This window comes from Brucella sp. LJL56, assembly GCF_054871705.1.
The window spans coordinates 161,425-183,543 of the sequence record NZ_JBTXLQ010000008.1; the positions used below are offsets into that span (position 1 = coordinate 161,425).

Here is a 22,119-nt window from a genome sequence, read left to right on the forward strand (position 1 = left end):
CTGACGTGCAAAAGGGCACTCTTTCCGGTCAGGAAATGAAGCCGAAAGCATAGAGCAGCGGACCTGCTGCCAGCACGAATTCGACCAGTGCGGCGAGACTGCCATAGAAGCGTCCGCCGGCCGGTCCGCCCTTGCGCCCGCCGGCGTCTGACATCATCGAAATGAAGCGTCCAAACAGTGCAAATCCCCATACGGAGCCCAACACCACCCAGAGGAACGGCTGTGCGAAAATAAGGCACCCGAGCCCCACGCCGAGATAAGGTCCGGCAAGCGTTGCGCGGATGGAACCGTAACCTTCGGGGCGGCCATTGATCGGCTGGAGCCGCAGCAGCTTCATCGTTATGCCGGGCGCAAAAAGCATGACAAGACCGGCAAGCGCCGTTATGGCGGCAGAGCCCCAGGCAAGCCATTCTCCGGTCGTGGCAGGAAGATAGAATTCCATCGCAATTACCCTTTCGGCACCCTCATCGTTTCTTGTCGTACAAGCATTCCCCCAACAGTGGAACCCGGTTTGGGAGACATGCAGAGAGATAGTCAGGCAGAGAGATAATCAGACAGAACGCTCCCCGCGATCGAACTGACACGGAATTCTGTAGCGGAATTTCCGTCGATCTTCCATGCCTTTACAAGTCAGAGGAAACTTTGCGGATCGATATCCACCTGAACGCGGATCGATCCACGTTCCTTTGGGCCACCGGCAAGCAAGGCGCGGATAAATCCTTGAATATCGGCGCGTTTGGTTCCATGCACCAGAATGCGGAAACGATGCCTGCCCCGCACAAGTGCCAAGGGGGCCTCGGCAGGGCCAAGCACGGAAATCTCGGACGACGAAGGTGCTGCCCGGCGCAACGCACGCGCATGATTTTCAGCATCGGGCCGGTTATCAGCGGAAATAATCAATGCCGCAAGTCGACCGAACGGCGGCAGTACGCTGCGCTCGCGCTCCTCGATTTCGCGCGCATAAAATGCTTCGGTATCACCACTGACGATGGCGCGCATGACCGGGTGATCCGGCTGATAGGTCTGGATGAGGCCGAGGCTCTTGCGCCCTGTTCGACCGGCACGCCCTGTCACCTGATTGAGTAGCTGGAACGTGCGTTCGGCGGCGCGTGGGTCACCATTGGCAAGGCCCAGATCGGCATCCACCACGCCCACCAGCGTCATGTTGGGAAAGTTGTGCCCCTTGGCGACGAGCTGCGTGCCGATGACGATATCCGCCTCGCCTTTTGCGATAGCGTCGAGTTCCAGTCGCAACCGTTTCACGCCGCCTGCCATATCAGACGAAAGAACTATGATTCGTGCTTCGCTGAAAGTTGCCGCCACTTCTTCCGCGATGCGCTCCACACCAGGACCGCAGGCAACCAGATGATCCAGCGTGCCGCATTCGGGACAAGCTTCCGGCGTCGGCTCGTGATAGCCGCACTGATGGCACATGAGTTGCCCTCGAAAACGATGCTCGACCAGCCAGCTCGAACATTGCGGACACTGGAAGCGATGGCCGCAGACCCGGCATAGCGTCAAAGGCGCATAACCGCGTCGATTGAGGAACAAAAGCGCCTGCTCGCCGCGTTCCACCGTCTTGCCGACAGCTTCCGTCAAAGCGGGCGACAAAAATCGGCCAGGCGGCGGCGGAGAACGCCGCATGTCGATGGTTTTCAGATCGGGGAGTGCCGCTTCTGCATAGCGCCCATAGAGCTTGATTCGCTTGTAGCGCCCCTGCTCCGCATTGACCTGACTTTCGAGAGACGGCGTGGCCGATGCCAGCACCACCGGAAAACCGCTGATATGACCACGCACCACGGCCATGTCGCGGGCATTGTAAAAGACCCGATCTTCCTGTTTGTAAGCCGGATCATGTTCTTCATCGACGACGATCAGCCCCAGTTCCTTGAAGGGCAGAAAAAGCGCCGACCGCGCGCCCGCTACGACCCGCACCGTGCCTTCCGCAATCTGTCGCCAGACGCGTTCACGGGTGCGCGGCGCAAGATCGGAATGCCATTCAGCGGGCTTTGCGCCGAACCGGTCATGGAACCGGTCGAGAAACTGCTGCGTCAGCGCGATTTCCGGCAGGAGAATCAGCACCTGCTTGTCTTGCTCTATCGCCTTGGCAACCGCTTCGAAATAAACCTCGGTCTTACCCGATCCCGTCACACCATCGAGCAGCGAAACCGAAAAACAGTCAGCGTCGACAGAATCAGAGAGCATTTCCGCTGCCGCCTGCTGATCTTCCGAAAGCGTGGCCCGCGCATAGTCGATATCGGGCTTTGCCACCACGGCTGGCGGCGGCAGCATGACTTCCTCGAAAATGCCTTGTGTCTTCAGCCCGTCCACGACCGTCATCGAGACACCCGCCGCATGGGCAAGGCCGGATCTGGTCCACGCAAGCCCGTCGCGGGCGAGCTCCATCACGCGCGACCGCGCTTCGGTCATACGCTCCGGCTCACCGCCGGAATAGCGAAGCCCCGGCACCGCCGGTTCGGGATCGAATGCGGCCGGCGCGCGCAGAACCATGCGCGCCACCATGCCGGGCGGTGAAAGCGTGTAGTCGGCGGCCCAACGCATGAAGCGCAGCATGTCGCCGCGCACCGGCGGGCAATCGAAAACTTCGGAAATCCCGCGCAGTTTTCTGGCATCGACGGCATCGGTTTCACCCTCGCAGACGATCCCCGCCACCTCACGAGGTCCAAGCGGCACGCGCACGATCGATCCGGGCTGGACGTTCATCCCTTCCGGAACCATATAAGAATAGGGCCGCTCCGCGGGCATGGGCACGAGCACGGGAACGACCCGTGGTGCGAGCTCCGGAAACAGACTGGAAATATCGTGCGAATCTTTCGACATGATTGCGTGACCTTGGCGCGGCTTTGCGCTAAAGAAAAGCCACCTTCCGGGACTTAAATGGATTTAGCTCCCAAAAACCACCCGCGCTCATTATGGAGGAACGCTGTTATGAAATTTTTCGTGGACACTGCGGACGTCAAGGAAATCCGTGAGCTCAACGACCTCGGACTGGTCGATGGCGTGACCACCAACCCGTCCCTCATCCTGAAGTCGGGTCGTGACATTATCGAAGTCACCAAAGAAATCTGCAACATCGTTAAAGGCCCGGTTTCCGCCGAGGTTGCCGCGACGGAGTATGAGCAGATGATGAAGGAAGCAGCCGTCATCTCCAAGATCGCTGACAATATCTGCATCAAACTGCCTGTCACCCTCGACGGACTGAAAGCCTGTAAGGCTCTGTCTTCAGAAGGTCACAAGGTCAACATGACGCTCTGCTTTTCGGCCAATCAGGCGCTTCTCGCAGCCAAGGCTGGCGCGACCTTCATTTCACCGTTCATCGGCCGTCTCGATGATACCGGCATCAACGGCATGGAGCTGATTGCCGAGATCCGTACGATTTACGACAATTACGACTACCGCACGGAAATTCTGGCCGCCTCGGTTCGCACCGTCAATCACGTCAAGGAAGCAGCACTCATCGGCGCTGACGTCGTGACCGCACCGCCGGCAACCCTGAAGGCGCTTGTCAAGCATCCGCTGACCGACAAGGGCCTCGAAACCTTTCTTGCCGATTGGGCCAAGACCGGCCAGAAGATCGCCTGATCAGCGACCTTGCCAGACAGATGAAAAGCGGGCTCAGGCCCGCTTTTTTATTGCAGTACGCTTTCCCCGTCCTGCTTGCTCACACGGATCGGTCTTGCGCCGCATTGCTCCGCAATGGCGCTGGCAAGGGCGGCTGAATGGGTCACCACCCATATCTGGCTGCGTTCGGATGCCTGCGCGATCATTCGGGCAAGTGACGGGATCATATCGGGATGCAGGCTTGCCTCCGGCTCGTTGAGCGCGATCAGCGACGGCAGGCGATAGGAAAGCAGTGCACCCGCCAGAGCCAGCAGGCGAATCTGTCCATCGGACAATTCTCCGGGGCGAAATGTTCGCGGCGGAAAAGCCGGGAAGTTCAGGCCGAAAGTCGCCGTTTCGTCTGGATAGGGAATAACCAGCTTGGCGCCTTCCAGCGCGTCGGCAACCAGACGATCCAGATCGACCGTATCCTGCCGGATATGCGCCAGCGTCGCAAAGACCGAGGCAAGATTGCCGCCATCCTCGTCCAGCATCGCAGCGGTCGCGGCTATGGACGGCTGGCGTACCGGCGCATCGCGGTCGCTTCTAAAACCATGGTAAAAACGCCAGCCACGTATCTGCGCGGAAAGATCGCCTATCTCGGGATAATGGCCAGATTGCCCCAGCACCGCCAGCCCGCTTTCCGAAGTCAGCAGCCGCGCCGGATGCTCCATGCGCCGGCCCTCCCCGTCCCGCGCGAAGACCGCAGGCCCACGCCGGTCCATCAGATCCACAGGACGACGGCCCGTATCGAGATTGAGCTGTTCTTCCTTGATCTGCGGCTCGAAGGGAAAGGCGCCGGAAACCGGCGGCGGCAGACCTGCCTCGACACGATAGGAAAGACGCGAGGCCAGTCGCTCGTCTTCAAAATCCGCTTCCAGAATGATACGCGCCGATTCGTGCTTGCGGCGATTGCCGCTCCACATGGCCGATTGCATCCCTCCTTCCCGTACGATTTCGGTAGAGAGATTACCCTCAGCCGCCGCCTTTACCAGTTGCAGCGCCCGATAAAGATTGGATTTTCCAGCACCATTCTCACCGACAAAAACCGTCACCTGTCCGAGATCGAAACGAACAGAGCGCAGCGAGCGATAGCCCTTGGCGGTAAACGAAACGAGACGCATGATCCCTCTGGTAGAAAAGCAAAAGGCGGCACGAACCCGCACCGCCTTTTAGAGTGATTGGCATCAGGCCAAAATCAGAGCTTTGACATTTTCATCGCCAGAGCGAGGAATATCTGTTCAGCAAGTTCTTCTGCAGCGCGCTTGCGCGCATCGCGTTCGGCACGCAGATTGGCGAATTCCTGACGCGGGCGGTCGAAGGAGGCGCCGACTGTACGGGTGCCCACAGCAAGCGGCTTGCCGTCCTTGTCGCGCAGCACGAAATTCGACGTTGCCTTGACAATACCGGACGATGGACGGCCCGTACGATCAGTCTGGTCACCGATATCCACGCTCACCGCCGCGAGGGTGTAGTTGCTCAGACCGAGACCGAGGCGATAGGTCGGGTTGGCCGGCTCACCGGCACCGCCGCCAAGCAGGAAGATCAGGCGATTGCGAACCTGCTGGCCGAAGACATCGCCAGCCGGATCGATCGCCACCGAGGCAAGCTTGGTGCGCATGTCGGGCGTCACGCTGCCGCCTATGGTTCCACCGACGCCAGCGCCAGAGGAATAAAGCGGCTGCACGGTGCATCCAGCCATCAGCACCGCAGCTCCGAGCGCGAAAAACGCAACGCGAAAGGCTTTGATTGCAGAGAAAAAGCGGTCAGGCAACGACATTGACGATCCTTTGCGGCACCACGATAACCTTCTTCGGCGAGCCTCCATTGAGCGCAGCCTTGACGAAGTCAAGTTCGAGCACCGCCTGCTGGATGCTAGATTGATCAGCGTCGCGGGCGATTGTCAAATCCCCACGCTTCTTGCCGTTGATCTGCACCGGCATAACGATCTCGTTTTCCACCACCAATGCCGGATCGAATTCCGGCCAGGCGCTGCGGGCAACCAATGTTTCACGACCGGCAATCTTGCCGCCCAGCACAGCCAGACACTGTTCAGCCAGATGCGGCATCATCGGCGCCAACATCAGGATGAGCTTTTCGGTGACGTCACGGACAGCACTCTTCAACTCGTCATCCGCATTGCCCGAAGCTACCTGCTGCAGGGAAGCAGCAGCCGTATTGACCAGCTCGTAAAGACGGGCGACGCCACGGTTGAAGGCGAGCTTCTCGATATCGTCGCCGACAGCCTTGACCGCCTTGTGCGCAGCCTTGGAAACGACAAGGGCTTCGCCCTGCGTCCCGGTCTTGGGCGCAACGTCCTTCAGATGCTCCGCGGCTTCCGCCACCAGACGCCAGACGCGCTGCACAAAACGATGGGCGCCTTCGGCACCGGCTTCCGTCCAGATCACGTCACGCTCGGGCGGCGAATCAGACAGCATGAACCAGCGCGCCGTATCGGCACCGTAGGAAGCTATAATGTCATCGGGATCGACAACATTCTTCTTCGACTTCGACATCTTCTCGATGGAACCGATTTCCACCGGCTCGCCTGTCGAGAGCAGGGTCGCGCTCCGCTTGCCGTCGTTTTCCTCGATGCGAATGTCGGCAGGCGCTACCCACTGGCCGTTGGCCTTGTAGGTCTCGTGCACAACCATGCCCTGTGTGAACAGGCCCTTGAACGGCTCGTCGATGCCGACGTGACCGGCGACCTTCATTGCGCGGGTGAAGAAGCGCGAATAGAGCAGATGCAAAATCGCGTGTTCGATACCGCCGATATACTGATCGACCGGCAGCCAGTGATCGGCAACCTTGCGATCAGTCGGCTCGTTTTCCCACGGTGCCGTAAAGCGGGCATAGTACCAGGACGAATCGACGAACGTGTCCATCGTGTCGGTTTCACGGCGCGCATCGCCGCCGCATTTCGGGCACTTCACATGACGCCAGCTCGCGTGACGATCAAGCGGATTGCCCGGACGGTCGAACTCGACATCATCCGGCAGCTTGACCGGCAGATCGGCGCGCGGCACCGGATTGACGCCACAGCTTTCGCAATGGATCATTGGAATCGGGCAGCCCCAGTAGCGCTGGCGCGAAATGCCCCAGTCACGCAGACGGAACTGTACCTTGCGGCTTGCCTGCGGGCTGTTGCCGAGGCTGGTCTGTTCCAGACGGTTCGACACCTCATTGAAGGCCGCTTCCGGCGTCATGCCGTCGAGGAAGCGTGAATTGATCATCACGCCGTCGTCGGTATAGGCCGTTTCACCGATACTGAAGCCTGCCGCATCCTCGCCCTTCGGCATAACAACAGGCGTAACCTTCAATTTGTACTTGTTGGCGAAATCCAGGTCGCGCTGATCGTGTGCCGGACAGCCGAACACGGCGCCCGTACCATATTCCATCAGGACGAAATTGGCGACATAGACCGGCAGTTCCCAGTTCTCGTCGAACGGGTGCTTGACCTTGACGCCGGTGTCGAAGCCCTTCTTTTCTGCCGTTTCAAGCGCTGCCAGCGACGTTCCATGGTGATGGCATTCCTCGATGAAACCAGAAAGCGAAGCATTGTCTTCGGCCAGCTTCTTCGCCAGCGGATGATCGGCGGAGATCGCCACAAAAGCCGCACCGAACAGCGTGTCGGGGCGGGTCGTATAAACTTCGATTTCCGAAAAACCGGCAGGCGCGGTCTTGCCGTCCAGCGCGAAGCGGACCTGCAAGCCTTCCGACTTGCCGATCCAGTTGCGCTGCATCAGGCGAACCTTTTCCGGCCACTGGTCGAGCGTATCGAGACCGGCCAGCAATTCCTCGCTGAAATCGGTGATCTTGAAGAACCATTGCGTCAGTTCGCGCTGTTCGACCAGCGCACCCGAACGCCAGCCGCGGCCATCCACCACCTGTTCATTGGCGAGCACAGTGTTGTCGACCGGGTCCCAGTTGACCTTGGAGGTCTTGCGCGTCACCAGACCTTTTTCGAAAAGGTCGATGAACAGCATCTGCTGGCGATGATAATATTCCACGTCGCAGGTCGCGAATTCGCGCGCCCAGTCGAGCGAAAGGCCCATCGACTTGAGCTGGCTGCGCATCGTGGCGATGTTCTGGTAGGTCCATTCCTTAGGATGAACCTTGTTCTGCATCGCCGCATTTTCAGCAGGCATGCCGAATGCGTCCCAACCCATCGGGTGAAGCACGTTGAAACCCTTGGCGCGCTTGTAACGGGCGACAACGTCACCCATCGCATAGTTGCGCACATGGCCCATATGGATGCGCCCCGACGGATAGGGGAACATCTCGAGCACATAATATTTCTCGCGGCTGTCGCTATTGTCGGTTTCGAAGGTCCGGTCTTCTTCCCAGACTTTCTGCCAATGAGCTTCCGCCACGCGCGGATTATAACGTTCGGCTGCCATGACCGTATTTACTCGTACGAAGGTGATGCAATAAGGAGAGTCGATGTTTAATGGCGACCTTCACCACGTATTGGCGAAAGCGTCAACCTTTTGCGGATGAAAAGCCTGAAAGCGAGAGTTTCATGTCAGATATCGTAGCGAAGCTGAACACGGTCAAGGCCGCAATCGCCAATGCCGAACAGGAAGCACAGCGCAACAAGGGTTCCGTTACACTCGTCGCAGTGTCGAAAACCTTCGATGCGGAAGAAATCCGCCCGGCACTCGACGCGGGCCAGCGGGTCTTCGGCGAGAACCGCGTGCAGGAAGCACAAGCCAAATGGCCCGGACTGCGCGAGGATTATTCCGGCATCGAACTGCATCTCATCGGCCCGCTGCAATCCAACAAGGCCGCCGACGCCGTCGCTCTTTTTGATGTCATCGAAACCGTCGACCGCGAAAAGATCGCAGCCGCCTTGGCCAGCGAGATCAAAAAGCAGGGCAAGGCCCCGAAGCTTTACGTGCAGGTCAATACTGGTCTTGAAGAGCAAAAGGCTGGTATTGCGCCCAAAGATGCCGTCGCCTTTGTCGAGCGCTGCCGCAAGGAACATGGTCTCGCCATCGAGGGGTTGATGTGCATCCCGCCTGCGGATGAAAATCCCGGCCCCCATTTCGCGCTTCTGGAAAAGCTCGCCCGCGAGGCACAGGTCGAAAAGCTTTCCATGGGCATGTCGGGCGATTACGAGACCGCCATCGGTTTCGGCGCGACGTCGGTGCGTGTCGGCTCGGCCATCTTCGGCGGGCGGAGCTATACCGCCCCCGCCTGAATCCTTTGTCCATCACCTATATTAGTGCAGGACGATCTCGCCCTGCACATTCCTCCAGTCCGAGGGGCCAAGCAACCGGAAATGCGTGTAGCTGACCGAATGCAGCGGTCCGTCGATTTCCCGATTCCAGAATTCGATGAAGTGATTGAGCACCGGAAAATCGGGCGCGAGATCATAATCCTGCCAGACGAAAAGCTGCAGCAGATGCGGGTGATCAGGCAAGTGGTAGAAAACTTTCGCCGTCGTCAGACCATAACCGGCGAGTTGGAGTTCGAAGGCTGACTTTGCGTTCAAAGCGGACGTCGTCATGGCGATTTCCCCTTTTTGTGAAGAGCCTTATTGTCAGGCTCCTGAATAGGAGATAATCACTCAAAATGGTTTTTAAACTGTAAAAACAATATATTAGCATCAGCCAGCAGCGAGTGCTGCCAGTTGCCATTTCTGACGATGCGTCATTGTGGATCATAGACGCGCCGATTGTCTAATTTACCTTGCCCGCAATGGAAGGTAGACAGGGCACCCGATGGTCTCGCCTTTCACGGCAAGCCGTCTCATCCGGCGGGAGGTGCCGGTCAGTTTTTGGGTGCATTTATACGAGCGGGATATCGTCCGGCTCGCGGAATGCTGAAGGAGGAAATCATGTCGGAAAAGCTTTACCCGGTCCTTGCCGAGGCAAAGAGAAACACGCTCATCGACAACGCAACCTATCTCGACTGGTATGAGGAGAGCGTGAGCGACCCGGACAGCTTCTGGGCAAAGCACGGACGGCGCATCGACTGGTTCAAGCCTTTCACCAAGGTCAAGAACACCGATTTCAACGGCGACGTGTCCATCAAATGGTATGAGGACGGCGTTACCAACGTTTCCTATAACTGTATCGACCGCCACCTGAAGAGCCGTGGCGATCAGGTCGCCATCATCTGGGAAGGCGACAATCCCTATATCGACAAGAAGATCACCTATCGCGAACTGCATGAGAATGTCTGCCGCCTCGCAAATGTGCTGAAGAAGCACGGCGTGAAAAAGGGCGACCGCGTCACGATCTATCTGCCGATGATCCCGGAAGCGGCCTATGCGATGCTGGCCTGCGCGCGCATCGGCGCTGTGCACTCGGTCGTCTTCGCCGGTTTCTCGCCGGAGGCACTGGCCGGTCGTATCGTCGACTGCGAATCCACTTTCGTCATCACGGCCGATGAAGGCGTGCGCGGCGGCAAGCCAGTTCCGCTGAAGGAAAATACCGATACCGCCATCGACATCGCTGCCAAGCAATATGTCATGGTCAACAAGGTTCTCACCGTGCGCCGCACCGGCGGCAAGGTGAGCTGGGGACCGGGTCGCGACCTCTGGTATCATCAGGAAGTCGCGAGCGTCGAACCGACCTGCGACCCGGAACCGATGAATGCGGAAGACCCGCTCTTCATCCTCTACACCTCCGGCTCGACTGGCAAGCCGAAGGGCGTGCTGCACACGACGGCTGGCTATCTCGTCTATGCATCGATGACGCACCAATATGTCTTCGACTATCATGACGGCGACATTTACTGGTGCACGGCGGACGTGGGCTGGGTGACGGGGCACTCCTACATCGTCTACGGCCCGTTGGCCAACGGCGCGACGACATTGATGTTCGAAGGCGTGCCGAACTTCCCCGATCAGGGACGTTTCTGGGAAGTCGTCGACAAGCATCACGTCAACATCTTCTATACCGCACCGACGGCCATCCGTGCACTGATGGGCGCAGGTGATGAATTCGTCACCCGTTCGTCGCGCTCGACGCTGCGCCTGCTCGGTTCGGTCGGCGAGCCGATCAACCCGGAAGCCTGGGAATGGTATTACAACGTCGTCGGAGACCAGAGGTCGCCGATTGTCGATACGTGGTGGCAGACGGAAACCGGCGGCATTCTCATCACCCCGCTACCCGGCGCAACGGACCTCAAGCCAGGCTCGGCAACGCGTCCGTTCTTCGGCATCAAGCCGGAACTGGTGGACAATGAAGGCGCCGTGGTTGAAGGTGCAGTAGACGGCAATTTGTGCATCATCGATAGCTGGCCTGGCCAGATGCGCACGCTTTACGGCGATCATAGTCGCTTCATCGAAGCTTACTTCTCGACCTATAAGGGCAAGTATTTTACGGGTGACGGCTGCCGTCGCGACGAAGACGGCTATTACTGGATCACGGGCCGCGTCGATGACGTGCTCAACATTTCCGGCCACCGCCTCGGCACGGCGGAAATCGAATCGGCACTCGTCTCGCATCACTCGGTTTCAGAAGCCGCTGTCGTAGGCTATCCGCATCCGATCAAGGGACAGGGCATTTACTGCTATGTCACGCTGATGACGGGCGAAGCAGTTCAGGACGAAGATGCCCTGCGCAAGGAGCTGACCCAGCACGTGCGCAAGGAAATCGGCCCGATAGCCACGCCGGACAAGATCCAGTTCTCGCCGGGCCTGCCGAAAACCCGCTCGGGCAAGATCATGCGCCGCATCCTGCGCAAGATCGCCGAAGACGAATTCGGCGCACTGGGCGATACCTCGACGCTCGCCGATCCCGGCGTCGTGGACGACCTGATCGAAAATCGCCAGAACAAGAAGTAAAGCAACAGTATTTGAGCTGAGTATGAATGCGCGGTTGCCGCGCATTCATACATTTAATATATCGATCATTTTTCTATAGCGGCAATGGACACACCCTATTCAGACCTGTCAAGGCGAAACATTGTAAAGTGCTTCGTTCATACCGATTAATCATATTACCTTAAGACACCCCGCAAACGATCTGTCAGTATTCTCAGTATAATATACTCCTTACATCTGAAATACTTTGTATCGGTATAGGAGTAAGGATATGTTAGATTTTTTTAACGGTAAACAAATAGAACGAGCAAGTTTCTTTGAAAAAGATGCCATGCGTCATCTGGCAGAAACCGCACGCCCTTCGAGAACAGACTTGATAAAAAAATTTCTCCTAAAACAATCAGATGGTAACCATAATTACTTTTACACCGGAATGGATGGAAAAGAACTTCGTAACTCCAATGGGCACATAAGAAATTTAGTTCGCGGGGATCCAAATTTTATTTTATTTGAGGACAATTATAAAGGTCAGAATAGGCTAAATTTAATAACAAAAAACACCGTTAATGATGTTAATACTTTTGAAAATTTCGTTAAGAGCAATTACAAAATAGAAAAAAATATTGATATATACTCAAATTACTCATCGATAAGGCTTTTATTTGACTCTTCTGGCGCTCAAGATGAATACTCCTTCGCTTACTCCCTTGCAGAGCGATCAGATCTACTGGTCAAGGGATATGAAGGCGTGGTAGACGCAGGAAGCTTCAGTCAAATCCCCCGCCAAGGCTTACGTTATACTTTGGAAAATTTATTGGGCCGTATTAGGAGCAAAGTGGGTGTACGCCGGTATCGACGTTTCGAGTTTTTCCAGAGAGAAGACGGCCTCTACCGCCATACTGAAGACATCTCTGTATCTGTGAAATTCGCCCGTCGGGGCGGCAAAGGGCATAGGGCATTTAGGGGCCTTGTTGATGATAGCGAGATATTATTATTTTAAAGTCAGTTATCCCTTAGGCCAATGCTATCAATCCTCACGATCGACAGATGAGCTTCCTAAAAATCTATCGATCTGCCCTTGATCTCCCAATCGCCGAAACGGGCGGGGTCCTTGCCGCCACGACCGCCGATTTCGCGGGGCGCGGCGCTTGCCTTTTCGGCAGCGCGGCGCGCTTCGGCTTCCTTCAGCGCGCGCTGGGCAGCAGGCGGCAGGTCTTCGAACGTGCGCTTGTCTACGTTTTCCGGGCTTTGGGTTGCTTCGGTTTTTTCGCTCATCGATCACATTCCTGTTGGCTGCATCAGCTCCCATTATTGAAGCGAAGCCTGTTCATACCCATCATATAGGCAGAAAGGTATCTGGTGCAAAACCCCTACGGGGTCACGCAGCCTAAGATTTGGAGACCGCCACGGATGAATATGACGAAAACTGCCATGCTGATCGCCCTCATGACGGTCATGTTCATGAGCATCGGCTATTTGCTGGGCGGCGGCGGCGGCATGATGATTGCGCTTGTGATCGCTGTCGCCATGAATCTGTTTGGCTACTGGAACTCCGACAAGATGGTGCTGCGCATGTACAATGCGCAGCAAGTGGACGAGCGCAGCGCGCCGGATTATTACCGCATGGTGAGCGGGCTGGCCGCCAATGCAGGCCTGCCCATGCCGAAGGTCTATATCATCCACGAAGACCAGCCGAACGCTTTTGCCACGGGCCGCAATCCCGAAAACGCCGCCGTCGCGGCCACGACCGGCCTCATCAACCGCCTGACGCCGGAAGAAGTCGCCGGCGTGATGGCGCATGAGCTGGCCCACGTCCAGAACCGCGACACGCTGACCATGACGATCGTGGCAACGCTTGCCGGTGCCATATCCATGCTCGGCAATTTTGCCTTCTTCCTTGGCGGCAATCGCGAAAACGGCAATGGCATCATGGGCGTCGTCGGCACTATTCTCGCCATGATCGTCGCCCCCTTTGCCGCGATGATCGTGCAGATGGCCGTCAGCCGCACCCGCGAATATGCCGCCGACAAGCGCGGCGCGGAAATCTGCGGCAATCCGCTGTGGCTCTCCTCGGCACTGGGCAAGATCGCGCGCGGCGCCAAGGCCATCCCGAATGAGGAAGCCGAACACAACCCGGCAACCGCGCACATGTTCATCATCAATCCCTTGAGCGGGCGCGGCGCGGACAATCTTTTCTCGACGCACCCGGATACCGATAACCGCATTGCCGCACTTGAACAGATGGCTGCTCAAATGGGCATCCGCTCGGCCGGAATGGCGCCGCGCGCATCTGCCCCTTCCCAAAGCAGTGGCCCATGGGGTAATGCAGGCGGTAACAGCAATGGCGGTTCCGGTTTTAGGGGGCCGTGGTCCTAAATAAAGTAGAACAGTGTGAACGATAAAAAGCCCGCGCCAAAGCGTGGAAACAAAAAGTCGCAAACAAATAACAGCGCCCCAACTGATCGCCCTGACCTGCGCCCCGGTCTGGCGGCGCGTTTGTGTGCTGCACGTCTTCTTGGCGCGGTGATCGAAAAGAACACCTCGCTTGACGGTTTGACCGACAATACCCACGGCCATCCGCAATATCTGGCGCTGGAGCCGCGCGACCGCGCACTGGTTCGCGCCGTTCTGGGTTCTGCGCTGCGCAATCGCGGCAGCATCGAACGCGCCATCAACAAGCGGCTCGACCGGCCATTGCCGGAAAATGCCGTGGCGTTGAAGCATCTTCTGCATGTCGCCATCGCGCAGATTTTCTATCTGAACCTGCCCGACCATTCGGCGGTCGATCTTGCGGTGGAAGCGGCGAACAACGATCCGCGCAACCGCAAATATGCCGGTCTCGTCAATGCGCTGCTGCGCCGTCTGTCGCGCAACAAGGAACGCGCGCTCGCCCACACGCTTGAGCCCGAAACCAATGTGCCGGAGTGGTTTGCCAAAAGCATCACCGACGCCTATGGCGCGGAAAAAGCAGCAAGCATTCTCACCATGCATGCTTATGAACCGCCGATTGATTTCACGGTCAAGGGCGACGCAAAGGCATGGGCCGAGAAGCTCGGCGGGGTCGCACTGCCCAATGGTTCGGTGCGCCTGCAAACGGTCGAAGGCAATCTCACAGACCTGCCTGGCTTTGCCGAGGGCGACTGGTGGGTGCAGGATGTGGCGGCAAGCCTGCCTGCCCGCCTGATGGGCGACATCAAAGGCAAGCGGGTCGCTGACCTGTGCGCTGCCCCCGGTGGCAAGACCGCGCAGCTTGTGCTTCAGGGCGCCGACGTCACCGCCCTCGACCTTTCCGAAAACCGGCTGAAGCGTCTGCGCGGCAATCTGGAACGTCTCGGTTTCGAGGCGAAGACCGTCGCGACCAATCTGATGGATTTCCAGCCGGACGAATTGTTCGACGCCGTGCTTCTGGATGCACCCTGCTCTTCCACCGGCACGGTGCGCCGTCACCCTGACGTGCCATGGACCAAGACGCCGCAGGACATTGCAAAACTCGCGGAACTTCAGGGCAAGCTTTTGGTCCACGCGGCTACTCTGGTCAAACCTGGCGGCGTAATCGTCTTTTCCAATTGTTCGCTGCATCCGCTCGAAGGCGAGGAAATGGCCCGCAAGGCGGCGGAAAATCCGCTGCTGGAACCTTTCCCGATTACGGAGCAGGATTGCGCCGGCCTGAATGGGCTGGTGACGGTGGAAGGTTTTCTACGATCCACTCCGGCAGACCTGCCGCCGGATCGTTTTGAGGGCAATCCGCAAATGGCTGGCATGGACGGCTTCTTCGCGGCCCGCTTCAAGCGCCGATAGCAATCGCTGATAAATTAGCAAAACTGGCATAGGATGCATGACTTGCATCCTATGGTTAACGCTCGATTCACCATTTCAGTACAATTGTATCAAAGGACACCGGCTGTTCGATCTGGCCGCAGAATAATGACAAACGATACGGAGAAAGACCGGGTGGCAGTTGCCCTCAGCGAAACCCCGCACCTCTGGGGACTGGCCGTTGCACAGGCTTGGCGCAAGTTCAGCCGCCGTCTGCGCATGGGGCCTCTCTATCGCTGGCGCTTCACCGGCTTTACGCCGGACCGTATCCTGATCGCACCGCCTGATCTGCGCGTCGCCGACCCGCAATTGGCGCAGGAATTCTACCACGGCCGTTTTGCGCTGGCTGGTCGTCTGGTCGAAACCGGCGGATTGTCGCCCTTCGCTGTCGAACCTCCGACGCCGGAATGGGAAGCAGCACTTCAGAGTTTCGGCTGGCTGCGCCATCTGAAAAGCGCCAATAGCGAACTGGCAACCGCCAATGCGCGCGCGCTCGTCGATGACTGGATGCGCATGTTCGGCAAGCGGATCGGTGGCATCGCCTGGTCGCCGGAAGTCACCGCCCAGCGCATCATCGCCTGGCTCCAGCATTCGAACCTCATTCTGTCGGGTGCCGAACTCCCCGCCTATCGCCGCTTCATGCGTTCGCTGGCCATGCAGGTACGTTACCTGCGCACCGTTGCAGCCGCCATGGATGATGGCGAGGAACGCTTGCGCGCCCGCATCGCATTGGCATTCGCCGCTCTGGCTCTGCCTGTTTCGCCGCCGACTGCACGCGCCGCCCGGCGCAATCTCGAATATGAACTGAAACGCCAGATTCTGCCCGATGGCGGGCATATCTCGCGCAATCCCGTTACGGTTCTGGAACTTTTGGCCGATCTTCTGCCACTCCGCCAGACCTATGCCAATGGCACGGAAGCACCGCCCAAGGCGCTGATCGAAGCTGTCGAGCGCATGTTGCCTGCCCTGCGCTTCTTCCGTCATCAGGATGGTAGCCTTGCGCTTTTCAACGGCGTCGGCCCGACTATGCCGGAACGCATCATCTCGGTTCTCCGACACGACGAAACGGCTGGATCGCCGCTGACCCATGCGCCCTATTCCGGTTATGAGCGGCTTTCGATGGGCTCGACCACCATCATCGCCGATACCGGACTGCCGCCGCCGGTCACCGCATCGCGGGACGCCCATGCCGGTTGTCTCGCCTTCGAAATGTCCTCCGGGCGCCAGCGCTATATCGTCAATTCCGGCATCGACCGTTTCGGTCCGCCGGAATTTCGCCCATTGGGCCGCTCGACGGCTGCGCACTCCACCGTCACCATCAACGACACCTCCTCGTGCCGCTTCAGCCTCAATGCAGGCCTTTCCAACATGATCGGCACGCCGATCATTGCAGGCCCGGCCCGCGTGCAACGTGACCGGATCGAGGAAATGGGACGGCAGGGTTTTGTTGCCAGCCATGACGGCTATGCACGTCTGTTCGGCATCTATCACGAGCGTCGTCTCGTGCTTTCCCACAATGGCAGCGTCATTCAGGGCGCCGACCGTTTCTATCGCGGTGATGGCCGTCCGTTGAAGGCCAATGGACGCGACAATATCGCGGTTCGTTTCCACCTGCATCCATCGGTCGACATTTCCTTCGATGAGAACGGATTGATCGTTCTGTCGGCGGATCGAGACGATACCTGGGTCTTCTCCTGTTTCGAAGTTGCGCCGCAACTGGAAGATTCGATCTTCTTTGCGGGTTTCCGCGGCCCCGTGACATCGAAGCAGATCGTGCTCTCCTTCCCGGCCTCGGAGCTGCCGGAAGTAAACTGGCAGTTCAGCCGCGTCGCGCTTGGCAGTTACGTATAATAGCAGGGCGCTAAGATGCTAACGCATCACGCCCTGAAAATGCTCAATCGCCGCACGGGCTTAACCAAGTATCGATGAGTCAAGCTCATCGATACTTGGTATAAAGTTTAAATTGGTCTTTTGCGGTAGGATTCTCGGCGCGCTTGTGTTAGGGCGAGCCGTCCCGTTTCAGCAACGAAGAGACCAACTCCCTATGGCTGTCAGCTCCAAGCATATTCCCGCTCCCGATCTTCATCGGGTGCGCCGCGCCCTCCTTTCCGTTTCCGACAAAACCGGCCTGATCGATTTCGCCAAGGCGCTTCACGCGCAGGGTGTCGAAATCCTTTCGACCGGCGGCACCGCCAAGTCGATTGCTGCCGAAGGCATTCCGGTGAAGGATGTATCCGAAGTAACCGGCTTCCCGGAAATCATGGACGGGCGCGTCAAGACGCTGCATCCGGCAGTTCATGGCGGTCTGCTCGCCGTGCGCAATGACCCGGAACACGTCGCGGCCATGGAAGAACACGGCATTGGCGGCATCGATCTTGCCGTCATCAATCTCTATCCATTCGAAGAAGTCCGCTTCAAGGGTGGCGACTACGATACCACTGTCGAGAACATCGACATTGGCGGCCCGGCAATGATCCGCGCTTCGGCCAAGAACCATGCCTATGTTGCAACGGTCGTTGATCCTGCCGACTATGCCGACGTCGTCGCCGAACTGGAAAAGAACAAAGGCTCCCTGCCGCTCGCCTTCCGCAAAAAGCTCGCCGCCAAGGCATTTTCGCGCACTGCGGCCTATGACGCCGCGATTTCCAACTGGTTTGCCGAAGCAATCAACGAAGAAACCCCGACCTACCGCTCGGTCGCAGGCAAGCTGCATTCCGTGATGCGCTACGGTGAAAACCCGCACCAGACGGCTGGCTTCTATCTTACCGGCGAACAACGTCCGGGCGTCGCCACCGCGACCCAGCTTCAGGGCAAGCAGCTCTCCTACAACAACATCAACGACACTGATGCGGCTTTTGAACTGGTGGCCGAATTCGATCCGGCCCGCACCGCAGCCGTCGCCATCATCAAGCACGCCAATCCGTGCGGCGTGGCGGAAGCGGCAACGATCACCGAAGCTTATCTCAAGGCGCTTGCCTGCGATCCGGTTTCGGCCTTTGGCGGCATCGTTGCGCTCAACCAGACACTCGATGAGGAAGCCGCTGAAGAGATCGTGAAAATCTTCACCGAAGTCATCATCGCACCGGCTGCCACCGAAGGTGCACAGGCCATCGTCGCAGCCAAGAAGAACCTGCGTCTGCTGGTGACCGGCGGCCTGCCGGACCCGCGCGCAAAGGGCATTGCCGCCAAGACGGTTGCCGGTGGCCTGCTGGTCCAGTCGCGCGACAATGGCGTGGTCGACGATCTCGACCTCAAGGTCGTTACCAAGCGTGCCCCGACCGATGCCGAGCTCAACGATCTGAAATTTGCCTTCCGCGTTGGCAAGCATGTGAAGTCGAACGCCATCGTCTATGTGAAGGACGGCGCAACGGTCGGCATTGGTGCTGGCCAGATGAGCCGCGTGGATTCGGCCCGTATCGCAGCCCGCAAGGCAGAAGATGCAGCGGAAGCTGCAGGTCTTGCGGAACCGCTCACCAAGGGCTGCGTGGTCGCGTCCGATGCGTTCTTCCCGTTTGCCGACGGTCTGCTGTCCGCGGTCGAGGCCGGAGCAACCGCCGTCATCCAGCCGGGCGGCTCCATGCGCGACGACGAAGTGATCGCCGCTGCCGACGAACATGGCATCGCCATGGTCATGACCGGAATGCGTCACTTCCGCCACTAACACCATATCGAACACGCATTTGTCGAAGCCCCGGAACCAATCATTCCGGGGCTTTTCGTTTTCAGTAAGTTTCGTTTAAATTCGTTTCAGCATTGAATAAACGGGAGGAGTTCGCCCATGACGCAGTTTATCGGTTCCATCGACCAGGGAACCACGAGTTCGCGTTTCATCATTTTCGACAAGCAGGGCGATATCGTCGCGAGCGACCAGCGCGAACACGAACAGATTTACCCGAAAGCGGGCTGGGTCGAACATAACCCCATCGAAATCTGGCGCAACACACAGCACGTCATTGCCGCCGCACTCAAAAAGGCAAAGCTGAAGGCGAGCGATATCGCTTCCGTCGGCATCACCAATCAGCGCGAAACCACCCTGCTCTGGGACAGACAAACCGGTGCGCCGCTTTATAATGCGGTTGTCTGGATGGATACGCGTACCGACGAACTTGTTGCCCGTTACACGAAGGAGGGCGGCGCAGACCAGTTGCGCGCCAAGACTGGCCTGCCGATCTCAACCTATTTCTCCGGCCTCAAGCTGCGCTGGATACTCGATCACGTTCCGGGTGCGCGTGAAAAAGCCGAAGCCGGAGACGCTCTTTTCGGGACCATCGACACATGGCTGGTCTGGAACCTGACCGGCGGCACCGATGGCGGTATTCACATCACCGATGTGACCAATGCGTCTCGAACTCAGCTCATGGACCTTTCGACGCTGAAATGGGACGAGGACATCCTCCGTCTGTTCGATATTCCGTCGGCCTGCCTGCCGAAAATCCGCTCTTCGAGCGAGGTCTATGGCGAAATAACCGTACCCTCACTTTCCGGCGTCAAGCTTGCGGGCATTCTGGGTGACCAGCAGGCAGCACTCTTCGGTCAGGCCTGTCTGGAACCGGGCGAAGCCAAGAATACCTACGGCACCGGCTGCTTCATGCTGATGAACACCGGCGAGAAACTGGTGCCCTCCAATTACGGCTTGCTGACCACGGTCGCCTACAAGCTCGACGGTGCGAAGCCGGTCTATGCGCTGGAAGGTTCGATTGCCATTACCGGCGCTCTGGTGCAGTGGCTTCGCGACAATCTCGGCATAATCAAAAACAGCAGCGACATCGAAACACTGGCGCGCACGGTTGAAGACAATGGCGACGTCTATTTCGTTCCCGCTTTTTCGGGTCTTTATGCGCCGCACTGGCAGGATTCGGCGCGCGGAATCATCGCCGGGCTGACCCGCTTCGCCAACAAGGGCCACATTGCGCGCGCAGCACTTGAAGCGAGCGCCTATCAGGTGCGCGAAGTGCTTGAGGCGATGGTCAAGGATTCCGGCGTCGAGATCACTGAACTGCGCGCCGATGGCGGCATGACCATCAACGACCTTCTCATGCAGTTCCAGTCCGACATTCTGGATGTGCCGGTCGTGCGCCCGAAAATCATCGAGACGACGGCGCTGGGCGCTGCCTACGCGGCCGGGCTTGCCGTCGGCTACTGGAAATCCACGCAGGATATCGTGGAAAACTGGCAAGTGGGCCATCGCTGGCATCCGCGAATGACACCGGAGGAAAGCACCCGCTTGTTCAACGCTTGGGAAAAGGCCGTGCAACGTTCGCTCGGCTGGGTGGAGTAAATAACGCTCTGGAGCATATCTCCCGAAAGTGGAAACCGGTTTCGGGAGATATGCGTAAAAACAAACAGACGGAGTATTCCCAATAATTCAATCGAAACAGGAAATGCTCTATCTGTCAGCGGGGTACGGCGTTCTGGCCGTCAATATAAAGCCGACTAAGAAAAACAGGATGAGCACCGACATTCCCATCGCGGACGAAGACGTAAGTGCAGTAACGCTTGCCACGAGGAAGGGTCCTAAAAAGCTGGTTGCCCTTCCCGACAAGGCATAAATCCCGAAATACCGGCCTGCGTCTGCGGGATTGATACTGCGGGCGAACCATGATCGCGACGACGCCTGTACCGGACCGAAGGCCAGCCCCAGCATGACGCCATAAATCAGAAAAGCCCGCTCTCCCGGCATGGAAAACAATTTGTCGGACTGGATATTTTCGACTGTAATCAGACCGAATAGCAGAGAATGGCTTCCCGTCGAGACAAACCCGATAGAAGCCAGAAGCAGCAGAACGACAGCAATCATGACGATCACCTTCGAACCGAAGCGCGTATCCATCCAACTGGCGATCAGACAACTGAAAATCGCTATCACAATGGTGAACATACCGTAGAGACCGATTTCGGTGATCGACCATTTGAAAAGGGAGGCGGCATAGCCTGCCCCCAGAACAGTCATCGAATTCACGCCGTCCTGATAGATCATGCGGGCAACGAGAAATCGCGCGATCCCCGGATGCTTGCGCACTTCACTGAGTGTGGATCGCAATTCAGACAGGCCCCTGCCGACTGCCTGCCGCAGCGGTTTTCCCCGTGCCTGATCGGGTGTGAACAGAAACATCGGCAGAATGAATACCAGATACCACACGGCTGAGAGCGGCCCCGTAATGCGGGCGTCCTCACCTTGAGCGGGATCGAGCCCGAACAAAGGCGTCATCCCAATGATGGTCTTGCCGGTTTCAGGTGACGCGGAAAGACAAAGGACAACAAAGAACAGAACGACCATGCCGCCCAGATAACCAAGCCCCCAGGCAAGGTTCGACACCCTTCCAATATCCGCGCGAGGCACCAGACGCGGCATCATGGAATCGTTGAAGACGACGGAGAACTCCGCCGAGATCATCGCGATGCTGAAAGCAAGAAGCACCCAGAACATGTTCGCCCCCGGCACTGCAAACCAGAGTGTCAGAAGGCTCACGATCTTCAGGACGGCGAAGAAGCCGATCCACGGTTTGCGCGCGCCAGTCTGATCGGCAATCGAGCCGAGAACAGGGGAGAGAATAGCGATAACGAAGCTGGCGGCGGCTACACCATAGCCCCATGCGATCTGACCGTCATACGGCGTGGCAGCCATGCGCGATATGAAGTAAGGGCCGAAAATGAACGTCACGACGACCGTAAAGAAAGGCTGGGCAGCCCAGTCGAAGAAAATCCAACCCCATACACCGCGCCGCGAGGCATAGCCGCGCGCAGCCAGAACCTGATCGCTCAATTGCTCTTTCCTTCCCCCGATGCAAGAAGCTATTTCCGAACAAACCGGCCAGCCGATCGGACGCCTCTCTCTTGCTGGCGAGAACTTACACCCTGGAAATTGCGATCACAAGAAACGAAAAGGGCGGCCGAAGCCGCCCTTT

At 58.0% G+C, this 22,119-nt stretch carries 17 protein-coding genes; 9 read left to right on the top strand and 8 right to left on the bottom strand.

What is annotated here, in order from left to right; all coding sequences use genetic code 11:
- Nucleotides 1–28: 28 nt before the first annotated feature.
- Together ACYSN1_RS19065 and ACYSN1_RS19070 are read right to left on the bottom strand one after the other, a co-directional pair.
- On the bottom strand, nucleotides 29–442 hold the full coding sequence (locus ACYSN1_RS19065; RefSeq protein WP_461727101.1) for an AGROH133_08824 family phage infection protein: 414 nt from the start codon (nucleotides 440–442) through the stop codon (nucleotides 29–31).
- A 188-nt stretch (nucleotides 443–630) separates the two neighbouring features.
- Nucleotides 631–2,841 carry a primosomal protein N' gene (locus tag ACYSN1_RS19070; RefSeq protein WP_461727102.1) on the bottom strand — a complete coding sequence of 737 codons (2,211 nt, stop codon included), beginning with the start codon at nucleotides 2,839–2,841 and terminating at the stop codon, nucleotides 631–633.
- Between the two features lie 108 nt (nucleotides 2,842–2,949).
- On the opposite strand from ACYSN1_RS19070, the gene fsa reads away from it, so the two are divergent.
- Nucleotides 2,950–3,603, top strand: coding sequence for a fructose-6-phosphate aldolase (gene fsa / locus ACYSN1_RS19075; protein WP_140022010.1), 654 nt, complete (start codon nucleotides 2,950–2,952; stop codon nucleotides 3,601–3,603).
- A 47-nt stretch (nucleotides 3,604–3,650) separates the two neighbouring features.
- Here the strand turns inward: fsa and ACYSN1_RS19080 are convergent, their stop codons facing one another.
- The 3 genes from ACYSN1_RS19080 to leuS all read right to left on the bottom strand — a co-directional run bounded on the left by ACYSN1_RS19080 (nucleotide 3,651) and on the right by leuS (nucleotide 8,021).
- Entirely contained in the window at nucleotides 3,651–4,745 is a 1,095-nt protein-coding gene (locus tag ACYSN1_RS19080) for an AAA family ATPase (protein WP_461727103.1), read from the bottom strand.
- A 74-nt stretch (nucleotides 4,746–4,819) separates the two neighbouring features.
- A complete protein-coding gene (gene lptE, locus ACYSN1_RS19085; RefSeq protein WP_461727104.1) occupies nucleotides 4,820–5,401 on the bottom strand; it encodes an LPS assembly lipoprotein LptE in 582 nt (193 codons plus the stop codon).
- Nucleotides 5,388–8,021 carry a leucine--tRNA ligase gene (gene leuS / locus ACYSN1_RS19090; RefSeq protein ID WP_461727105.1) on the bottom strand — a complete coding sequence of 878 codons (2,634 nt, stop codon included), beginning with the start codon at nucleotides 8,019–8,021 and terminating at the stop codon, nucleotides 5,388–5,390. Before leuS ends, lptE begins: the two co-directional genes overlap by 14 nt.
- 122 nt (nucleotides 8,022–8,143) lie before the next feature.
- Here leuS and ACYSN1_RS19095 point away from each other — a divergent pair, with 122 nt between their 5' ends.
- A complete protein-coding gene (locus tag ACYSN1_RS19095; protein ID WP_461727106.1) occupies nucleotides 8,144–8,824 on the top strand; it encodes a YggS family pyridoxal phosphate-dependent enzyme in 681 nt (226 codons plus the stop codon).
- 21 nt (nucleotides 8,825–8,845) lie between these two features.
- Here the strand turns inward: ACYSN1_RS19095 and ACYSN1_RS19100 are convergent, their stop codons facing one another.
- Complete coding sequence (locus ACYSN1_RS19100) at nucleotides 8,846–9,133, bottom strand: usg protein (RefSeq protein WP_006471250.1); 288 nt, start codon at nucleotides 9,131–9,133, stop codon at nucleotides 8,846–8,848.
- Nucleotides 9,134–9,463: 330 nt separating this feature from the next.
- Between ACYSN1_RS19100 and acs the strand changes: the two genes are divergently transcribed.
- Both acs and ACYSN1_RS19110 read left to right on the top strand, forming a co-directional pair.
- Nucleotides 9,464–11,419, top strand: coding sequence for an acetate--CoA ligase (gene acs / locus ACYSN1_RS19105; protein ID WP_461727107.1), 1,956 nt, complete (start codon nucleotides 9,464–9,466; stop codon nucleotides 11,417–11,419).
- Nucleotides 11,420–11,669: 250 nt separating this feature from the next.
- Entirely contained in the window at nucleotides 11,670–12,398 is a 729-nt protein-coding gene (locus tag ACYSN1_RS19110) for a hypothetical protein (RefSeq protein ID WP_461727108.1), read from the top strand.
- Between the two features lie 56 nt (nucleotides 12,399–12,454).
- On the opposite strand, the gene ACYSN1_RS19115 is transcribed toward ACYSN1_RS19110, so the two are convergent.
- Nucleotides 12,455–12,673, bottom strand: a complete 219-nt coding sequence (locus ACYSN1_RS19115; protein WP_461727109.1) for a DUF1674 domain-containing protein — start codon at nucleotides 12,671–12,673, stop codon at nucleotides 12,455–12,457.
- 135 nt (nucleotides 12,674–12,808) lie between these two features.
- On the opposite strand from ACYSN1_RS19115, the gene htpX reads away from it, so the two are divergent.
- From htpX to glpK, 5 genes are all read left to right on the top strand, one after another.
- Entirely contained in the window at nucleotides 12,809–13,774 is a 966-nt protein-coding gene (htpX, locus tag ACYSN1_RS19120) for a zinc metalloprotease HtpX (RefSeq protein WP_461727110.1), read from the top strand.
- 15 nt (nucleotides 13,775–13,789) lie between these two features.
- Nucleotides 13,790–15,196, top strand: coding sequence for an RsmB/NOP family class I SAM-dependent RNA methyltransferase (locus ACYSN1_RS19125; RefSeq protein WP_461727111.1), 1,407 nt, complete (start codon nucleotides 13,790–13,792; stop codon nucleotides 15,194–15,196).
- A gap of 126 nt (nucleotides 15,197–15,322) precedes the next feature.
- Nucleotides 15,323–17,065, top strand: coding sequence for a heparinase II/III family protein (locus tag ACYSN1_RS19130; protein WP_461727112.1), 1,743 nt, complete (start codon nucleotides 15,323–15,325; stop codon nucleotides 17,063–17,065).
- Nucleotides 17,066–17,258: 193 nt separating this feature from the next.
- On the top strand, nucleotides 17,259–18,875 hold the full coding sequence (gene purH, locus ACYSN1_RS19135) for a bifunctional phosphoribosylaminoimidazolecarboxamide formyltransferase/IMP cyclohydrolase (RefSeq protein WP_461727113.1): 1,617 nt from the start codon (nucleotides 17,259–17,261) through the stop codon (nucleotides 18,873–18,875).
- A 117-nt stretch (nucleotides 18,876–18,992) separates the two neighbouring features.
- The gene (glpK, locus tag ACYSN1_RS19140; protein ID WP_461727114.1) at nucleotides 18,993–20,492 is read left to right on the top strand and encodes a glycerol kinase GlpK; all 1,500 of its coding nucleotides are present in this window, start codon (nucleotides 18,993–18,995) and stop codon (nucleotides 20,490–20,492) included.
- 108 nt (nucleotides 20,493–20,600) lie between these two features.
- Here glpK and ACYSN1_RS19145 read toward each other — a convergent pair whose 3' ends face one another.
- Entirely contained in the window at nucleotides 20,601–21,977 is a 1,377-nt protein-coding gene (locus ACYSN1_RS19145; protein ID WP_461727115.1) for an MFS transporter, read from the bottom strand.
- Nucleotides 21,978–22,119 lie beyond the last annotated feature (142 nt).